Here is a 17,260-nt window from a genome sequence, read left to right as displayed (position 1 = left end):
AGCCCGTGTTCACCGGCCGTTCACGGCCCGGCCCCCGGCGTCTGTCCCGGCCTTCGCCGCGATCATCATCGGGGATCGGGGGCCGCCCGACAAACCGCGGGGTTCGGCCCGCCCCCGCAGACCCGGGCATCCCCGGGCATGCGGGACAGCCGGAGCGCTCCGCATAGGGTGGACGACCATGACGTGGCTGATCACCGGCGGAGCCGGATACATCGGGGCGCACGTGGCGCGGGCCATGGCGGACGCCGGGGAGAGCGTCGTGGCGCTGGACGACCTGTCGGCCGCCGTGCCCGCGCGGCTCCCGGCGGACGTCCCGCTGGTCCAGGGGTCGACCCTCGACGGCGACCTGCTGCGGCGGGTGGTCACGGAGCACGGCGTGACCGGGGTGGTCCACCTCGCGGCGCGCAAGCAGGTCGCCGAGTCCGTGGCGGAGCCCACCCGCTACTACCGGGAGAACGTGGGCGGGCTCGCCACGCTCCTGGACGCGGTGGCCGGGGCGGGCGTGCGCCGGCTGGTGTTCTCCTCGTCGGCGGCCGTCTACGGCGACCCGGGCACCGTCCTGATCACCGAGGACACCCCGTGCGCGCCGGTGAACCCCTACGGCGAGACCAAGCTCGCCGGCGAGTGGCTGGTACGGGCGGCGGGCGCGGCCCACGGCATCTCCACGGTCTGCCTGCGCTACTTCAACGTGGCGGGCGCGGCCGCCCCGGAGCTGGCCGACACGGGGGTGTTCAACATCGTGCCGATGGTCTTCGACCGGCTCACCCGGGGCGAGGCCCCGCGGATCTTCGGGGACGACTACCCGACCCCGGACGGCACCTGTGTCCGGGACTACATCCATGTCGCCGACCTGGCCGAGGCGCATCTCGCCGCGGCCCGGCGGCTCGACGCCGGCGACGTCACGGGGGACCTCACCCTGAACATCGGGCGCGGCGAGGGCGTCTCCGTGCGCGAGCTGATCGCGGTGATCGGCGAGGTGACCGGCGACCGGCGGCCACCCCTGGTCGAGGCACGCCGTCCCGGGGACGCGCCGCGCGCGGTGGCGTCGGCCGAGCGGGCCGCCGAGGCGCTGGGCTGGCGGGCCCGGCGCGGGGTGCGGGAGATGGTGGCGTCGGCCTGGGAGGGCTGGCGGCTGCTGCACGGCCGGTAGCGCCCGGGCCGCTGACCAGGGGATCGTTTGCGCAGGTCAGGCAGATGACAACGGTGTTCAGTGCCGCGTTGCCCGGTACCCCCCGCCCGTAGTTCACTGAAGCCCCGGGCGCGACACGGAAGGCGGTCATCACATGGGGGCAGGGCACGACCACGGGCACGCGCACACCCACGCGCCGCCCACCGGTACGGCCGCGGCCGCCTATCGCGGCCGGCTGCGCGCGGCGCTGGGCATCACACTGACGATCATGGTGGTGGAGATCGTCGGCGGTCTGCTGGCGGACTCGCTGGCGCTGATCGCGGACGCCGCCCACATGGCGACCGACGCGGTGGGCCTGTGCATGGCGCTGCTGGCCATCCACTTCGCGAACCGGCCGCCGACCACCAACCGGACCTTCGGCTTCGCGCGCGCCGAGATCCTCGCCGCCCTGGCCAACTGCCTGCTGCTGCTGTGCGTGGGCGGATACGTCCTGGTCGAGGCGGTGCAGCGGTTCGTCACGCCCGCGGACACCCGGGGCGGGCTGATGATCGTGTTCGGTCTGGTGGGCCTCGTCGGCAACTCGGTCTCGCTGGTCCTGCTGATGCGCGGGCAGAAGGAGAGCCTGAACGTGCGCGGCGCCTTCCTGGAGGTGGCCGCGGACGCGCTCGGCTCGGTGGCGGTGCTGGTCTCGGCGACCGTGATCCTCACCACGGGCTGGCAGGCGGCGGACCCGATCGCCTCGCTCGCGATCGGCCTGATGATCGTGCCGCGCACCCTGAAGCTGCTGCGCGAGACGCTGGACGTGCTGCTGGAGGCGGCGCCGAAGAACGTCGACATGGCGGAGGTGCGGGCGCACATCCTGGCCCTGGACGGCGTGGAGGACGTGCACGACCTGCACGCCTGGACGATCACCTCGGGCCTGCCGGTGGTCTCCGCGCACGTGGTGGTCAGCTCCGAGGTGCTGAACGGCATCGGCCACGAGAAGATGCTGCACGAGCTCCAGGGCTGCCTCGGCGGCCACTTCGACATGGAGCACTGCACCTTCCAGCTGGAGCCCGGCGGTCACGCGGAGCACGAGGCGCGGCTCTGCCACTGATCCCCATCGCCCCACCGTCCCCTCCCGCACCGGCCGCCACCGACCCTGCGCACTGCTGTTCTACGCATCCCCGGGCGGTTCCGGGCGGCGGGCGCCGGGCACGATGACCTACCGGATCCCACTCGGCGGCCGGCACCGCGCGGGACATGCGGACGTGCGGGGAAGTGCCGGGAGTGCCGGATTCGTACGGCAGACTTGGGGTGCGAAGACCGAGGCGAAGGATGGGTATGCCGATCACACCTGCCACCGAGACGCACAGCTCGTCGAACGGCACCGCAGAGGCGATTTTGCTGGAACTGGTCGACGAGAAGGGCGTGACGATCGGCACCGCGGAGAAGCTCTCCGCGCACCAGCCGCCGGGGCAGCTGCACCGGGCGTTCTCCGTGTTCCTGTTCGACGAGCACGGCCGGCTGCTGCTCCAGCAGCGGGCGCTCGGCAAGTACCACTCCCCCGGTGTGTGGTCCAACACCTGCTGCGGCCACCCCTACCCCGGTGAGGCGCCGTTCGCCGCCGCCGCCCGGCGGACCTACGAGGAGCTGGGCGTCTCGCCGTCGCTGCTGGCCGAGGCGGGCACGGTGCGCTACAACCACCCGGACCCGGAGTCCGGCCTGGTGGAGCAGGAGTTCAACCACCTGTTCGTCGGCCTGGTGCAGGCCCCGCTGGTGCCGGACGCGGACGAGGTCGGCGCGACCGCGTTCGTGACCGCGGCCGAACTCGCGGAGCGGCACGCCGAGGATCCCTTCTCGGCGTGGTTCATGACCGTGCTGGACGCGGCCCGCCCGGCGGTCAGGGAGCTGACGGGCCCGACCGCGGGCTGGTAGGCGCTACGGCAGCACGGCGGGCTTGAGCGGCAGGGCGGCCCAGATCACCTTGCCGCCGCTCGCCGTGTGCTCCACGTCGACCACCCCGCCCGCCTCCCGGGCCACCTCGCGGACCAGGAGCAGGCCCCGGCCGCCGGTCTGCCCGTGGTCGGCCTCCAGGGCGGTCGGACGGTAGGGGTGGTTGTCCTCCACCGACACCCGCACCCACTCGGCGCCGACGGCCACCTCCACCGCCAGCATCGGCGACAGCAGCGCCGCGTGCCGGACCGCGTTCGTGACCAGTTCGGAGACGATCAGCAGCAGTCCGTGCACCAGGTCGTCGGAGACGGGCACGCCCTGGCGCAGCAGCAGGTCCCGTACCGCGTGCCGGGCCTGCGGGACCGAGGAGTCCACCGCCGCCGCGGTGAACCGCCACACGCCCTCGTACGGCAGGGGATCCGGCGGCCGTTCGGCGCCCCCCGCTGGGCGCGGGCCGTCCCCGCGCCCGTGATTGTCCATGGTCCGGTCGCCACCCTCGCGCTCGATTGTCACCACACGTCGAGTGTTGGTAACGATCGGCTCCCCTCTGTAGGACTGAACACAAGTCAGCGGGTATCGAACGGTTCTGACCACCTGCGTATGACATGGTCAGTTGTGGGACTGTTCCTGTCCTCCCGGCGCCGGTTCGCGAACTTTTCGGGTTGTACGCGTGTGGCCCTGGTCACCCCGCCCCCTTCCGGACCGCCCGTCCCACGGGCCGATAGCATCCGCCGCATGGACCCCGAGCTGTCGCACCAGGTCACCGGCGCCGTCGCCACGGTCGTCATCCGGAATCCGGCCAAGCGCAACGCCATGACGGCGGCGATGTGGCGGTCCCTGCCGCCGCTGCTGGCGGAGCTGGCGGCCGATCCCCGGGTGCGGGCGCTGGTGCTGACCGGCGAGGGCGGGACCTTCTGCGCGGGCGCGGACATCTCCTCGCTGCGCGGCTCGGCCGCCGAGGCGCAGTCCCTGGCCGTGGCCGCCGAGGAGGCCCTCGCCGCGTTCCCCAAGCCGACCCTCGCCGCCGTGCGCGGCCACTGCGTGGGCGGCGGCGCGCAGCTCGCCGCCGCCTGCGACCTGCGGCTCGCGCGCGAGGACGCGCTGTTCGGGGTGACCCCGGCGCGGCTCGGGATCGTCTACCCGGCGTCCTCCACCCGCCGGCTGGTCTCCCTGGTGGGACCGGCCACCGCCAAGTACCTGCTGTTCACCGCCGAACTGATCGACGCCGGACGGGCCTTGCGCACCGGGCTGGTGGACGAGGTGCTGCCCGAGGGCGGGCTGGACGCGCGGATCGCCGCGCTGACCGGGGTCCTCGTGGCGCGCTCCCAGCTCACCCAGGCGGCCGCGAAGGAGTTCGTGAACGGCCGCACCGACCGGGACGCCCACTGGAGCGAGCAGGCACGCGGCAGCGGCGACACCGCCGAGGGCGTCGCCGCGTTCCTGGAGCGCAGGCAGCCGCGGTTCAGCTGGACCGCGTGAGGACGAAGCGGCTGCTCGCCCGCAGCGCCTCGACCAGGTGCGCGGGTGCCTTGCGCGGGGACCCGGCGTCGTAGGGCGGCCGCGGGTCGTACTCGGTGGCGAGCTGGACGGTCCGGGCCACGTCGTCGCCCGCGATCCGGCCGAGCAGGGCCAGGCCCATGTCGATGCCGGCGGAGACGCCCGCGGCGGTGACGTACTTGCCGTCGACGACCACACGCTCCTCGGCCGGCCGGGCGCCGAACCGCTGGAGCTGGTCGAGGGCGAGCCAGTGCGAGGTGGCCCGGCGGCCCTCCAGCAGCCCGGCGGCGGCGAGCAGCAGCGAACCGGTGCACACCGACGCCGTCCAGGTGCTCGCGGCGTCGGCGGCGCACAGCCAGTCGAGCAGCGGCCGGTGTTCCATCAGCGCGCTCTGGCCGGGACCGCCCGGCACGACGACGACATCGGGGCGGGTCACCTCGGCCAGGGACCGGTCGGCGACGATCCCGAGGGCACCGGTGTCCGTGCGGACGGGCCCGGGGCGCTCGGCGACGAACACGGTCTCGGCGCCCGGCGTGCGGACGAGCATCTCGTAGGGTCCGACCGCGTCGAGCGCGGTGAACCCGTCGTAGACGACGACGGCGATCTGCATGGGACGTCCTTTCGGCGGTTGGGGCGGGTCAGGGGATGGGGGCGGGTGAGCGGGTCGGGGCGGGGCGGAACCTGCGCCGGTACTCGGCCGGCGCCGTGCCCAGGGCCTTGACGAACGCGCGCCGCATGGCCTCGGGGGTGCCGTAGCCGCTGGCGCGGGAGACCTCCCCGACCCCGTCCCCGGTGTCCTCCAGGAGCCGGCGGGCGTGCTCCAGGCGGACCCGGTCGACGTAGCGGCCGGGGGTCGTGCCGGTCTCCTCCCGGAAGGCCCGGGCGAAGTGGCGGGGCGAGAGCCGGGCGCGGGCGGCGAGCGACTCGACCGAGAGGTCGCCGGCCGGGTGCTCGGTGATCCACCGCTGGATCTCGCGCAGGGGTTCGCGCCGCGCGGTCTGCGCGGCGAGCTGGGCGCTGAACTGCGCCTGGTTGCCCGGCCGGCGCAGGAACACCACCAGGTGCCGGGCGACCGCGAGCGCCACGTCCCGGTCCAGGTCCTCCTCCACCAGGGCGAGGGCGAGGTCCACACCCGCGGTGACGCCCGCCGAGGTGGCGATGTGCCCGTCCCGGACGTAGATCGGCTCGGGGTCCACGGTCACGGCCGGGTGGTCGCGGGCGAGCCGGTCGCAGTACGCCCAGTGGGTCGTCGCCCGGCGGCCGTCGAGCAGCCCGGCGGCGGCCAGCAGGATCGCGCCGGTGCACACCGAGACCAGCCGGGGCGCGTCCGGGCCGTGCGTCCGCAGCCAGCCGGTCAGCCGGGGGTCGGGGTCGCGGGTGCCGTGCCCGCCGGGCACCAGCAGGGTGTGCGGCCGGGGCGCCCCGTCGAGCGCGCCGTCCGGTACGAGGGTCAGGCCGCTGGAGGTGCGCACCGGGCCGCCGTCCAGGGAGGCGGTGTGGATCCGGTACGTCCCCGGGGTGTGCTGCTCGGCCCCGCCGAACACCTCCAGCGGGCCGGTGACGTCGAGGCTCTGCACGCCGTCGAAGAGGACGAACAGAAGGGTGCGCTGCGGCATGCCTCCGATTCTTCGCCGCTCCCGGCATGGCCGCAATGACGGGTTCCCCACCTTTTCTGCCATGCGGTGCGCGGTGTGCGATGTGCGGTATGCGGTATGCGGTGTGCCGCATGCGACATGCGACATGCGGCATGCGATGTGCGGTGTGCCGCATGCGGTGTGCGGTAGGGGGCCGGGGCGCCGCGGCGGTCCGGCGCCCCGCCGGTGGCCGCCCTGATCCCCGGTCGTCGGTGTCACCTGCCACAATTGCCGCGCAACCTCAGTGGAGAAGGCGGTACGCGATCGTGACGACACCCGGATCCGTCGAAGCAGGATCCATCGAAGGCAGGATCGCCGGAGAACTCGGCGTACGGGAGCGGCAGGTGAAGGCCGCGGTGGAACTGCTCGACGGCGGTTCGACCGTGCCCTTCATCGCCCGCTACCGCAAGGAAGCGACCGAGATGCTCGACGACGCGCAGCTGCGCACGCTCGAGGAGCGGCTGCGCTACCTGCGGGAGCTGGAGGAGCGGCGGACCGCGGTCCTGGAATCGGTGCGCGAGCAGGGCAAGCTCACCGAGGAGCTGGAAGCGGCGATCCGCGGGGCGGAGACCAAGGCACGCCTGGAGGACATCTACCTCCCGTACAAGCCCAAGCGGCGCACCAAGGCGCAGATCGCCCGGGAGGCGGGCCTGGAGCCGCTCGCGGACGGCCTGCTGGGCGACCCGTCCGTCGATCCGGCGGCCGCGGCGGCCGCTTTCGTGGACGCGGGCAAGGGCGTCGCCGACCCGCAGGCCGCCCTGGAGGGCGCGCGGGCGATCCTCACCGAGCGGTTCTCGGAGGACGCCGACCTGATCGGCGAGCTGCGCGAGCGGATGTGGGTGCGCGGGCGGCTGGCGGCGAAGGTGCGCGACGGCAAGGAGGAGGCGGGCGCCAAGTTCGCCGACTACTTCGACTTCGCCGAGCCGTTCACCGAGCTGCCCTCGCACCGGATCCTGGCGATGCTGCGGGGCGAGAAGGAGGAGGTCCTCGACCTCGTCCTGGAGCCGGAGGAGCCCACCGAGGGCCCGTCCTCCTACGAGGGGATCGTCGCCTCGAAGTTCGGCATCGCCGATCGCGGCCGCCCCGCCGACAAGTGGCTGAAGGACACGGTGCGCTGGGCCTGGCGCACCCGGCTCCTGGTCCACCTGGGCATCGACCTCAGGCTGCGGCTGCGGACGGCCGCCGAGGACGAGGCGGTGAACGTGTTCGCCGCGAACCTGCGCGACCTGCTGCTGGCCGCGCCGGCCGGCACCCGCGCGACCCTCGGCCTCGACCCCGGCTTCCGTACCGGCGTGAAGGTCGCCGTGGTCGACGCGACCGGCAAGGTCGTCGCCACGGACGTCATCTATCCGCACGTGCCGGCCAACAAGTGGGACGAGGCGCTCGCCAAGCTGGCGCGGCTGGCCGAGCGGCACGCGGTCGACCTGGTCGCGATCGGCAACGGCACGGCCTCCCGCGAGACCGACAAGCTCGCCGCCGAACTCATCGCGCAGCACCCGGAGCTGAAGCTCACCAAGGTGATGGTGTCCGAGGCCGGCGCGTCCGTGTACTCGGCCTCCGAGTACGCCTCGCGGGAACTGCCGGACATGGACGTGTCGCTGCGCGGCGCCGTCTCCATCGCCCGCCGGCTCCAGGACCCGCTGGCCGAACTGGTGAAGATCGACCCGAAGTCCATCGGTGTCGGCCAGTACCAGCACGACCTGTCCGAGGTGAAGCTGTCCCGCTCGCTCGACGCGGTCGTCGAGGACTGTGTGAACGGCGTGGGCGTGGACGTCAACACCGCGTCCGTGCCGCTGCTCTCCCGGGTGTCGGGCATCTCGTCCGGGCTCGCCGAGAACATCGTCGCCCACCGGGACGCCAACGGGCCGTTCACGTCCCGCTCGGCGCTGAAGAAGGTGGCGCGGCTCGGCCCGAAGGCGTACGAACAGTGCGCGGGCTTCCTCCGCATCCGCGGCGGCGACGACCCGCTGGACGCCTCCAGCGTGCACCCGGAGGCCTATCCGGTGGTGCGCCGCATGGTGAAGGCCGCGGGCCAGGACGTCGCCTCGCTGATCGGCGACACCGGGACGCTGCGTTCGCTCCGGCCCGCCGACTTCGTGGACGACACCTTCGGTCTGCCGACCGTCACCGACATCCTGAAGGAGCTGGAGAAGCCGGGCCGCGACCCGCGCCCCGCCTTCAAGACGGCCACCTTCAAGGAGGGCGTGGAGAAGATCTCCGACCTGTCCTCCGGGATGGTCCTGGAGGGTGTGGTCACGAACGTGGCGGCCTTCGGCGCCTTCGTGGACATCGGCGTCCACCAGGACGGTCTTGTGCACGTGTCGGCGATGTCGAAGACGTTCGTCAAGGACCCGCGGGACGTGGTGAAGCCGGGCGACATCGTCAAGGTGAAGGTCCTCGACGTGGACATCCCGCGCAAGCGGATCGCGCTGACCCTGCGCCTGGACGACGAGGCCGCGCCCCAGGGCCAGGGCGGCGGCCGGCAGCGCGGCGCCGCGGCCCGCCCGCCCCAGCAGCGCCAGGGCCAGGGCCAGAACCAGCGGCAGGGCCAGGGTCAGAGGCAGGGCCAGGGCCAGGGCCAGCGGCAGGCTCGCGGCGGCGACCGGGGCGGCCGCCAGGCGCCGGCCCCGGCCAACAGCGCGATGGCGGACGCGCTGCGCCGGGCGGGGCTGCTCAACCCGAAGGACGGCCGGCGCTAGGCGAACCGGTGTCGGAGCGGCCGGCGGGGCAGCACGTCCCCGCCGGTCCGCTCAGGGACCGCGCCGGCCGGGCGGCGTCCGCCCGGCCGGCCCGCGGACCCGGCCTAGCGTTCCGTCACCTTGCCGTCGGTCACGTCGAAGCGGCGGGTCACGTGGACCGCGTCGAGCATGCGGCGGTCGTGGGTGACCAGCAGGAGGGTGCCCTCGTAGGAGTCGAGGGCGGACTCCAGCTGCTCGATGGCGGGCAGGTCCAGGTGGTTGGTGGGCTCGTCGAGGACCAGCAGGTTCACTCCCCGGCCCTGGAGCAGTGCCAGGGCGGCGCGGGTCCGCTCGCCCGGTGACAGGGTCGCGGCCGGGCGCAGCACGTGGTCCTGCTTCAGGCCGAACTTGGCGAGCAGGGTGCGGACCTCGACCGGCTCGGTGTCGGGGACGGCCGCGCCGAACGCGTCGAGCAGCGTCTCCGGGCCGTGGAACAGTCCGCGGGCCTGGTCGACCTCGCCGACCAGGACGCCCGAACCCAGCGCCGCGTGCCCGGAGTCGAGCGGGACCCGGCCGAGCAGCGCGCCGAGCAGGGTCGACTTGCCCGCGCCGTTGGCGCCGGTGACCGCGACCCGGTCGGCCCAGTCGAGCTGCAGCGACACCGGCCCCAGGGTGAAGCCGTCGCGCCGGACCTCGGCGTCCCTGAGGGTCGCCACGACCGCGCCCGACCGGGGAGCGGCCGCGATCTCCATGCGCAGTTCCCACTCCTTGCGCGGCTCCTCGACCACGTCGAGGCGCTCGATCATCCGCTGGGTCTGCCGGGCCTTGGCGGCCTGCTTCTCGCTGGCCTCGCTGCGGAACTTGCGGCCGATCTTGTCGTTGTCGTTGCCCGCCTTGCGCCGGGCGTTCTTCACGCCCTTGTCCATCCAGGACCGCTGCATCTGCGCGCGGTCCTGGAGGGCGGCCCGCTTGTCGGCGTACTCCTCGTAGTCGTCGCGGGCGTGCCTGCGGGCGACCTCGCGCTCCTCGAGATAGGCCGCGTAGCCGCCGCCGTAGAGGTTGATCTGCCGCTGGGCGAGGTCGAGTTCGAGGACCTTGGTGACGGTGCGGGTGAGGAACTCGCGGTCGTGGCTGACGACCACCGTGCCCGCGCGCAGTCCGGTGACGAAGCGCTCCAGGCGCTCCAGGCCGTCCAGGTCGAGGTCGTTGGTGGGCTCGTCCAGGAGGAAGACGTCGTAGCGGGAGAGCAGGAGGGAGGCGAGTCCGGCGCGGGCCGCCTGGCCGCCGGACAGGGAGGTCATCGGCTGGTCCAGGTCGACGGCCAGGCCGAGGGAGTCGGCGACCTCGCCCGACCGCTCCTCCAGGTCGGCGCCGCCGAGGTCCAGCCAGCGCTCCAGACTGATCGCGTAGGCGTCGTCGGCGCCGGGTGCGCCGTCGACGAGCGCCTGGGTGGCCTCGTCCATCACCCGCTGGGCCTCGGCGACCCCGGTGCGGCGGGCCAGGAACTCCCGGATCGTCTCGCCCGGCCGGCGCTCCGGTTCCTGCGGCAGGTGGCCGACGGTCGCGGTCGGCGGGGACAGGCGCAGTTCGCCCTGCTCGGGCCGGGTCAGTCCGGCGAGCAGGCGCAGCAGGGTGGACTTGCCCGCGCCGTTGGCGCCGACCAGCCCGATCACGTCTCCGGGCGCGACGACGAGGTCGAGGCCGGAGAAGAGGGAGCGGTCGCCGTGCCCGGCGGCGAGGTTCTTGGCGACGAGGGTGGCAGTCATCAGGATGCCGATCCTAGTGTCCCGGCGGGCGGCGCCCGGCCGGTGCCCGGGCCCGTGCCGCCCTCGGCCCTCCACGGGCCGCACCGGCACGCTGCCCGCAGTCCGGGCCACCGCGTACGACTCCGCCCCTCACCGCCGGGGGCGGCGGGATGCGGTGGCGGCCGGGCTCCCGGGACGGACGGGGGCGCCGCACGGCATCTTCCGTTAGCGTCCTCGCGTGGAGCGCGAGTCGAGTGACGAAGTGATCGTGGTCGGGAGCGGGGTCGCCGGGCTGACGACGGCCGTGGTGCTGGCCGAGTCGGGCCGCCGGGTGTCGGTGTGGGCCCGGGAGCCCGCCGGGCGCACCACCTCGGCCGTCGCCGGCGGGCTGTGGTGGCCCTACCGGATCGAGCCCGAGCCGCTGGTCGGGGCGTGGGCGCTGGAGACCCTCCGGGTGTACGAGGAGCTGGCGGACCGCCCGGCCGAGACGGGCGTACGCCTGGTCGAGGGCGTGCACCGGGGGGCCCGGCTGGACGAGCTGGGTGAGTGGGCGGGCCGGGTGCCGGGGCTGCGCGCGGTCGCCGACGGGCTCGCGGCGCGGCTGCCGTTGATCGACATGCCGGCCCATCTGGCGTGGCTGCGGGGGCGGTTGACCGAGGCGGGCGGCACGGTGCGGGAGCGCGACGTCACCGACCTGGCCGCCGTCCCGGCCGGTGTGGTGGTCAACTGCACCGGCCTGGGGGCCCGTTCCCTGGTGCCGGACCCGGCGGTGCGTCCGGTGCGCGGGCAGCTCGTCGTGGTGGAGAACCCGGGGATCACCACCTGGTTCACGTCCGTCGACCACGCCTCGGACGCCTCGACCTACTTCTTCCCGCAGCCGGACGGACTGGTCCTCGGCGGTACGGCGGAGGAGGACGCCTGGTCACCGGAGCCCGACCCGGCGACCGCCGCCGCGATCGTCGAGCGGTGCGCGGCGGTCCGGCCGGAGATCGCCGGGGCACGGGTGCTGGCGCACCGGGTCGGCCTCAGACCCGCCCGCGACGCGGTACGCCTGGAACGGCGGCTTCTGCCGGACGGCCGGACCCTGGTGCACAACTACGGTCACGGCGGAGCCGGCGTCACGGTGGCCTGGGGCTGCGCCCGAGAGGCGGCGGCCCTGGCGTCGGGCTGAGCGCAAGGGGCTCGGCCGGGGCCCGGGGAGGCGGGTGATCCGGGGTCGGGCGGACGCCCGGTGCGGGTTCGCCCGCGTGGTGCCGGCCCCCGAGCCCAACTCGCCGCGAGGCGGCAGGCGAGATGCGGGGCGCACGCGCCGAACCGGTCCGGGTGCCGGGCGGACGGCCCACGGGGCACGGCCCCGGACGCCGGGCAGGCGCGCACGCAAGGGACACCCGCCCGGCCGCACGGGGCGCCGCTCGCCGGAAGGCCACCGGCCGGACACGAGGCACGCGCGCGCCGAACCGGCCGTGGTGCCGGGCGGATCGCCCGCCGGCCGGGCGGACGAACCGGAGCCGGACAGGCGCCCGGCTGCCGGGCGGGCGCACCCGTGCGGGGCCCCCGCCCGGCCGGTCCCGGGGCTCAGCTCGTCGGGAGGCGGCGGGCCGGGGGTGCCGGGCGTATGCCGTGCAGGCGTTGCGGGGCGGGGGCGGCCGAGGTGCCGCGCGGGAGCGCCGACCTGAAGGCCGGGGCGCCGCCCACCAGGGGGAGGCTCGCCGTCGTGCGGGAGAGGTCCAGGGTGAGGGTCGGGCGGGTGGCCGGCGGGTCGATCAGGCCCTTGTCCGTGCCGGCGACGATCAGCGCGAGCCGGTGCCCCTCGGGGACCACGTGGTCGGTGGCCGCCAGGTCGAGGGTCATGGTGTAGGCCCGGCCCGGGGTGAGCGGGACGCCCCTGCTCAGCGAAGCGTGGTGGCCGAGGTCGGCCCAGCCGCGGCTGAACACGGTGTAGTCGACGTGGACCGTCTTGGCCCGGGTCTCCTTGTAGCAGGCGCTGTCCCCGGCCGTGCTCCGTCCCCAGCAGGTGCGGTCGGTGAGCGTGGTGATGCCCTCGCCGCCGTCGGCGTAGTCGCGGATCGTGTCCGGTCCGACGTCGACGAGCACGGCGGACAGGTGCGCCGAGGAGGTGGTCGGGGTGACGGTCAGGGTCACCCGCGAGGAGCCGGACAGGCGCAGGGCGCGGGTGAGGGGCGCGGTGAGGAAGCCGGCCTTCTCGGGCGTGGGCGTGGTGAGCCGTGCGGCCCAGTCGGTCTCGCTCAGCCCGGGGTCGTCGGTGAGGGTCTCGGTGCCGGTGGCCCGGCCGAGGCCCAGGGTGCCGACGCCGGCCGTGGTGCCGGGGGCCGGGCGCAGGGTGGTGGCGCGGGTGCCGAGCGGCGGCCAGACCCTGGTGGTGACCCACTGGCCGGGGTGGCGTTCGACGTCGGCCATCGGCTCGCGGTCGATGCCGTTGTCGTAGCCGAGGAGTTCGTGGTCGAACCAGCGGTGCAGGGTGTCGACCCAGGCGCCGCGCCGGTAGTCGAAGGGGTCGACGTGGCCGGTCTGGGAGAGCCAGATCTTGCGCTTCACGCCGTGCCTCGCGAGGGCGTCCCACCACTGCCCGAAGTGCTTGGTGCGCACGTTCAGGTCCTGCGTGCCGTGCACGAGGAACACGCTGGCCCGCACCTTGGCCGCGTCCTTGACGTAGTTCCGCCCGGTCCACAGAGGGGTCCAGTCGCCGCTGCGCGGGCTGCCGTCGGCGAGCCGCTTCTGCACCGCCGCGCAGTGCGCCCGGGCGGCGTCGCTCTCGACGTAGCCGGCCAGCTCGTCGGGGCCGCCGTCGTACAGCGGGGCGCCCTGCGCGAAGTAGTAGTCGTACCAGGAGGAGATGGCGCTGATCGGGACGACGGTCCTCAGGCCCCGGACGCCGGTGGCCGCCACGCCGTTGGCGATGGTGCCGTCCCAGCTCTTGCCGATCATGCCGGTCCGCCCGTTGGTCCAGGTGGCCTTGACGGTCCTCGTGCCGGTGCGGGTGGTGTACGCCCTGGCGCGCCCGTTCAGCCAGTCGACGACGGCCTTCGCGGAGCGGACGTCGGACCGGCCGCCCACGTCCACACAGCCGTCGGACCGGGCCGTGCCGGCGAGGTCGACGCCGACGAAGGCGTAGCCGCGGGGCACGAAGAAGTTGTCGTAGAAGAGCGGCATCCCGACGACGTGACCGTGCGTGTCGTACGTCTTGACCTGGCTCTCGTTGCCGCGCCCGCAGCAGGAGTAGTACGGGCTGGCGTCCATGATCACCGGCACCTTGCGGCCCTGACGGGCCGGTTCGGAGGGCCGGACGATGTCGGCGGCGACGCGGTCCTCGTGACCGTCGCCGTCCTCGTCGAGGCCGGTGCCCACCCAGACCGACTCGCGGACGGCGTGCGCGTACGAGTAGACGGGCCGGCTCTCGCGCGGTGGCGCGGCCTGCGCGGCGACGGGGGTGAGGAAGGCGGCCGTCAGGGCGGTGACGGCCGCGGCCGCGCACGTTCTCCAGATCGTGAAGCGCGTGCGTATCGGCGTGCGTAGGGGCGTGCGAATCGGCATGCGCGGACGGTACTCCGGTCAACTCCCGTACAGAAGAGGGCTTTACGGCACCCGCGTTGCCCGTGACGGCTGAATGGCGATCGTGTGACGGCGGTGGTCATGGACAGGCAGGGGGCCCCAGCGACTCAATAGGCTCCGAACAGACTTCCTGTCCCGACGACTTGGAGCTGACGTGCACCGCAGAATCATCATGCCGGGCGCACTCGCGGCGGCCTCCCTGCTGCTGGCGATCCCGGCATCGGCCGCGACCCCCTCCCCGGGCGCGCCGGGCATCGGCGACCCCTACTACCCGTACTACGGCAACGGCGGCTACGACGTCTCGCACTACGACCTGCGGCTGCGCTACCAGCCGAGGACGGACGAACTGGAGGGCACGGCGACGATCCAGGCCCGGACCACGCAGGACCTGTCCAGCTTCGACCTGGACTTCCTGCTGGACGTGAGCGAGGTCCGGGTCAACGGCGCCAAGGCCGCGTTCACCCACTCCCAGCAGCACGAACTGGTCGTCACCCCGAAGACGCCGCTGGCCGAGGGGACCACGGCCACCGTCGTCGTCCGCTACCGCGGGGTGCCGTCGACGAAGAGCGCCTACGGCTTCACCGCCTGGCACCGCACCCCGGACGGCGCGGTGGCCGCCGACGAGCCCGAGTCCGCCTGGTGGTGGTTCCCGAGCAACGACCACCCCAGCGACAAGGCCACCTACGACGTGTCGGTGGCCGTGCCGGACGGCACCCAGGCCATCTCCAACGGCACCCTGCAGTCCACCGTCTCCAAGCTCGGCTGGACCCGCTACAGCTGGCGGCAGAACAAGCCGCAGGCCACCTATCTGGCCACCCTCGCGCTGGGCAGGTTCGACATCACCACCGGCACCTCCGAGGGCGGGGTACCGGTGATCAACGCCTACAGCAAGGACCTCGGCGACAACGACGGGGCCGCCCGGGCGAGCGTCGAGCGCACCGGGGAGATCGTCGACTGGCTGAGCGGCTACTTCGGGCCGTACCCCTTCTCCTCCGCGGGCGGCTACGTGCCGAACACCACCACCGGGTACGCGCTGGAGACCCAGACCCGCGTCTACTACAGCCCGAAGCAGTTCGCGAACGGCTCCAACACCTCGGTGGTCGTGCACGAGCTGGCCCACCAGTGGTACGGCGACGACGTGTCGCTCAAGCGCTGGAAGGACATCTGGATCAACGAGGGCTTCGCGCGGTACGCGCAGTGGCTGTGGTCCGAGCACGAGGGCGAGAGCACCACTCAGGAACTCGCCGACTACGTGTACGACTCGCACCCGGCCGGCGACGCGTTCTGGACCGTGCGGCCCGGCGACCCGGGCCCGGACGGCCAGTTCGACATCGCCGTCTACGACCGGGGCGCGCTCGCCATCCAGGCCCTGCGCGACAAGGTCGGCGACCAGGCGTTCTTCGCCGTTCTCAAGGGCTGGCCCCGCGACCACGCGTACGGCAACGCCTCGGTGACCGACTTCCGCAGGTACGCCGAGCGGGTGTCCGGCAAGAAGCTGACCGCGCTGTTCGACACCTGGCTGTTCCAGCCGGTCAAGCCGGGTGCCTCCGCGGCACGCGCCGCCTCGCTCGCGAAGGCGGGCACGCCGGTGGCGCAGCCGCGGTCGTGGAAGCGGATCGCGGCGACCGACGACGTGCACGGCCGCTGACGCCCGGGCGGCTCACACCGCCGACCGGGCCGCCCCCGCCAGCAGCTCGTCCCGGCCCACCGCCTCCGTCCGGGTGGCCGGGACGGTGCAGGCGTACGCCCCGGCGACCGCGCCGAACCGGGCGCACCGGGCCGGCGGCTCGCCGGTGAGGCGGCCGTAGAGGAACGCGGCGGCGAAGGCGTCGCCCGCGCCGTTGGAGTCGACCACCGGCGCGGGCGGCGGCACGGCGGGTATCCGGGTCAGCTCGCCGTCCGCCAGCAGGTGGGCGCCCTCGGCTCCCGCGGTGGCGACGACCACCTCGGCCCGGCCGCGCCCGGCGATGCGGCGCATGGTCCGCTCGGGGTCGTCCAGCGCGGCGGCGGACAGGAAGACGACGTCCGCGGCGAGCGCGAACGGCTCGTGGTACGGGTTCTCGCCGTCCCAGTCGTGCAGGTCGGTCGAGAGGGGCACGCCCGTCCCGGCCAGCACGGGCAGGGCCTCGGCGCAGGGCTGGGTGATGGTCACGTGCACGTGCCGGCCGGCCCGGGCGAGGTCCCGCAGCAACTCCTGCGGGAAGCGGTCGCCCGGGTGGGAGCGGCTGGTGTCGTACAGGGACAGCCGGCGGCCGTCCGGGCCGACGAGGTTGACCGCGCGCTTGGTCCCCGCGGGCTGCGGCAGGGCGGTCAGGCCGATGCCCCGCTCCCGGTGCAGGGCGCGCACGAGGTCGCCTTCGGGGTCGTCGCCGAGCAGGTCGAGATGGTGGGTGCGCAGGCCGAGCGCGGCCAGGCCCACCGAGACGAAGTCGCCGGTCTGGCCCGCGCGGGTGCGGATCCCCGAGTCGATCATGTAGCTGTCGGCGTACGGGAGCGGCAGCTCGGGGACGTGGACGATCGTGTCGACCCCCGCTCCGCCCAGCACCAGTACGTCGTGGTCCCCTGCCCGTGCGGTCATCCCGCGGCCTCCCCGTGGTCGTAGACCGTCACCGCGACGCCCCGCGCCACCAGCCGCTCCCTGACGAGCGGTTCGACGCGGGACCAGCTGCCGCCCGCCAGACCGCAGCCTATGCGGGGCATGTGCACGGACGCGCCCCGTTCCACCGCTTCCCCGGCGAGCCGGCCGAGGCCGGCGTCGATCGCCTCGTACCGGACCGGGACGCCCTTGCCGCCGGTCCGGACGCCGCGCTGTCCGATCATGTTCGCGACCCACAGACGCGCGCCGACCTCGACGAGCTGGACGGCGCCCAGAGCGAAGTCGTTCCCCGCGCGCCCCCGGTGCCAGGCGCGGTAGGCGGCCTCGGGCTCCGGCCAGCGCCGGGAGAGCGCGAGGACGAAGCCCCTGCCCCAGCCGCCGACGTCGTTGCAGACATGGGCGATGACCTTGGGTCCCTCGGCGAACGGGGCGGTGGCGTCACCCCGGACGTACACGATCTCCGTGATCTCCGGCAT

At 74.1% G+C, this 17,260-nt stretch carries 14 protein-coding genes; 7 read left to right on the top strand and 7 right to left on the bottom strand.

Translation table 11 applies throughout. The features are described 5' to 3' along the window. Positions 1 to 178: 178 nt before the first annotated feature. The 3 genes from galE to idi all read left to right on the top strand — a co-directional run bounded on the left by galE (position 179) and on the right by idi (position 3,046). Entirely contained in the window at positions 179 to 1,150 is a 972-nt protein-coding gene (gene galE / locus B446_RS30880; RefSeq protein ID WP_020943372.1) for a UDP-glucose 4-epimerase GalE, read from the top strand. A gap of 133 nt (positions 1,151 to 1,283) precedes the next feature. Next, positions 1,284 to 2,225, top strand: coding sequence for a cation diffusion facilitator family transporter (locus B446_RS30875; RefSeq protein WP_020943371.1), 942 nt, complete (start codon positions 1,284 to 1,286; stop codon positions 2,223 to 2,225). Between the two features lie 227 nt (positions 2,226 to 2,452). Continuing rightward, entirely contained in the window at positions 2,453 to 3,046 is a 594-nt protein-coding gene (gene idi, locus B446_RS30870; protein ID WP_020943370.1) for an isopentenyl-diphosphate Delta-isomerase, read from the top strand. Positions 3,047 to 3,049: 3 nt separating this feature from the next. Here idi and B446_RS30865 read toward each other — a convergent pair whose 3' ends face one another. Next, complete coding sequence (locus B446_RS30865; protein WP_020943369.1) at positions 3,050 to 3,544, bottom strand: ATP-binding protein; 495 nt, start codon at positions 3,542 to 3,544, stop codon at positions 3,050 to 3,052. Positions 3,545 to 3,799: 255 nt separating this feature from the next. Here B446_RS30865 and B446_RS30860 point away from each other — a divergent pair, with 255 nt between their 5' ends. Beyond that, positions 3,800 to 4,543, top strand: coding sequence for an enoyl-CoA hydratase/isomerase family protein (locus tag B446_RS30860; RefSeq protein WP_020943368.1), 744 nt, complete (start codon positions 3,800 to 3,802; stop codon positions 4,541 to 4,543). Here the strand turns inward: B446_RS30860 and B446_RS30855 are convergent. Both B446_RS30855 and B446_RS30850 read right to left on the bottom strand, forming a co-directional pair. After that, on the bottom strand, positions 4,527 to 5,171 hold the full coding sequence (locus tag B446_RS30855) for a DJ-1/PfpI family protein (protein WP_020943367.1): 645 nt from the start codon (positions 5,169 to 5,171) through the stop codon (positions 4,527 to 4,529). The two genes, B446_RS30860 and B446_RS30855, sit on opposite strands and share 17 nt — an antisense overlap. A gap of 28 nt (positions 5,172 to 5,199) precedes the next feature. Continuing rightward, positions 5,200 to 6,177, bottom strand: a complete 978-nt coding sequence (locus B446_RS30850; RefSeq protein WP_020943366.1) for a GlxA family transcriptional regulator — start codon at positions 6,175 to 6,177, stop codon at positions 5,200 to 5,202. Positions 6,178 to 6,461: 284 nt separating this feature from the next. Between B446_RS30850 and B446_RS30845 the strand changes: the two genes are divergently transcribed. Then, complete coding sequence (locus B446_RS30845; RefSeq protein WP_020943365.1) at positions 6,462 to 8,894, top strand: Tex family protein; 2,433 nt, start codon at positions 6,462 to 6,464, stop codon at positions 8,892 to 8,894. 104 nt (positions 8,895 to 8,998) lie between these two features. Here the strand turns inward: B446_RS30845 and B446_RS30840 are convergent, their stop codons facing one another. After that, complete coding sequence (locus B446_RS30840) at positions 8,999 to 10,639, bottom strand: ABC-F family ATP-binding cassette domain-containing protein (RefSeq protein WP_020943364.1); 1,641 nt, start codon at positions 10,637 to 10,639, stop codon at positions 8,999 to 9,001. A gap of 241 nt (positions 10,640 to 10,880) precedes the next feature. Between B446_RS30840 and B446_RS30835 the strand changes: the two genes are divergently transcribed. Beyond that, on the top strand, positions 10,881 to 11,789 hold the full coding sequence (locus tag B446_RS30835; RefSeq protein WP_020943363.1) for an FAD-dependent oxidoreductase: 909 nt from the start codon (positions 10,881 to 10,883) through the stop codon (positions 11,787 to 11,789). Between the two features lie 404 nt (positions 11,790 to 12,193). Here the strand turns inward: B446_RS30835 and B446_RS30830 are convergent, their stop codons facing one another. After that, on the bottom strand, positions 12,194 to 14,170 hold the full coding sequence (locus B446_RS30830) for a Xaa-Pro dipeptidyl-peptidase (RefSeq protein ID WP_020943362.1): 1,977 nt from the start codon (positions 14,168 to 14,170) through the stop codon (positions 12,194 to 12,196). 172 nt (positions 14,171 to 14,342) lie between these two features. Here B446_RS30830 and B446_RS30825 point away from each other — a divergent pair, with 172 nt between their 5' ends. Beyond that, positions 14,343 to 15,836 carry a M1 family metallopeptidase gene (locus B446_RS30825; RefSeq protein ID WP_043476766.1) on the top strand — a complete coding sequence of 498 codons (1,494 nt, stop codon included), beginning with the start codon at positions 14,343 to 14,345 and terminating at the stop codon, positions 15,834 to 15,836. Between the two features lie 12 nt (positions 15,837 to 15,848). Here the strand turns inward: B446_RS30825 and B446_RS30820 are convergent, their stop codons facing one another. Beyond that, on the bottom strand, positions 15,849 to 16,766 hold the full coding sequence (locus tag B446_RS30820) for a PfkB family carbohydrate kinase (protein ID WP_020943360.1): 918 nt from the start codon (positions 16,764 to 16,766) through the stop codon (positions 15,849 to 15,851). Next, positions 16,763 to 17,251 carry a macro domain-containing protein gene (locus B446_RS30815; RefSeq protein WP_043479441.1) on the bottom strand — a complete coding sequence of 163 codons (489 nt, stop codon included), beginning with the start codon at positions 17,249 to 17,251 and terminating at the stop codon, positions 16,763 to 16,765. The genes B446_RS30820 and B446_RS30815 overlap by 4 nt, the downstream gene beginning before the upstream one ends. Positions 17,252 to 17,260 lie beyond the last annotated feature (9 nt).

Origin of the sequence: Streptomyces collinus Tu 365 (assembly GCF_000444875.1) — a bacterium.
In the GTDB taxonomy this organism is placed as follows: Bacteria; Actinomycetota; Actinomycetes; order Streptomycetales; family Streptomycetaceae; genus Streptomyces; species Streptomyces collinus_A.
The sequence above is the reverse complement of the archived record's forward strand: the minus strand, read 5'-3'. Positions and strand labels throughout refer to the sequence as shown.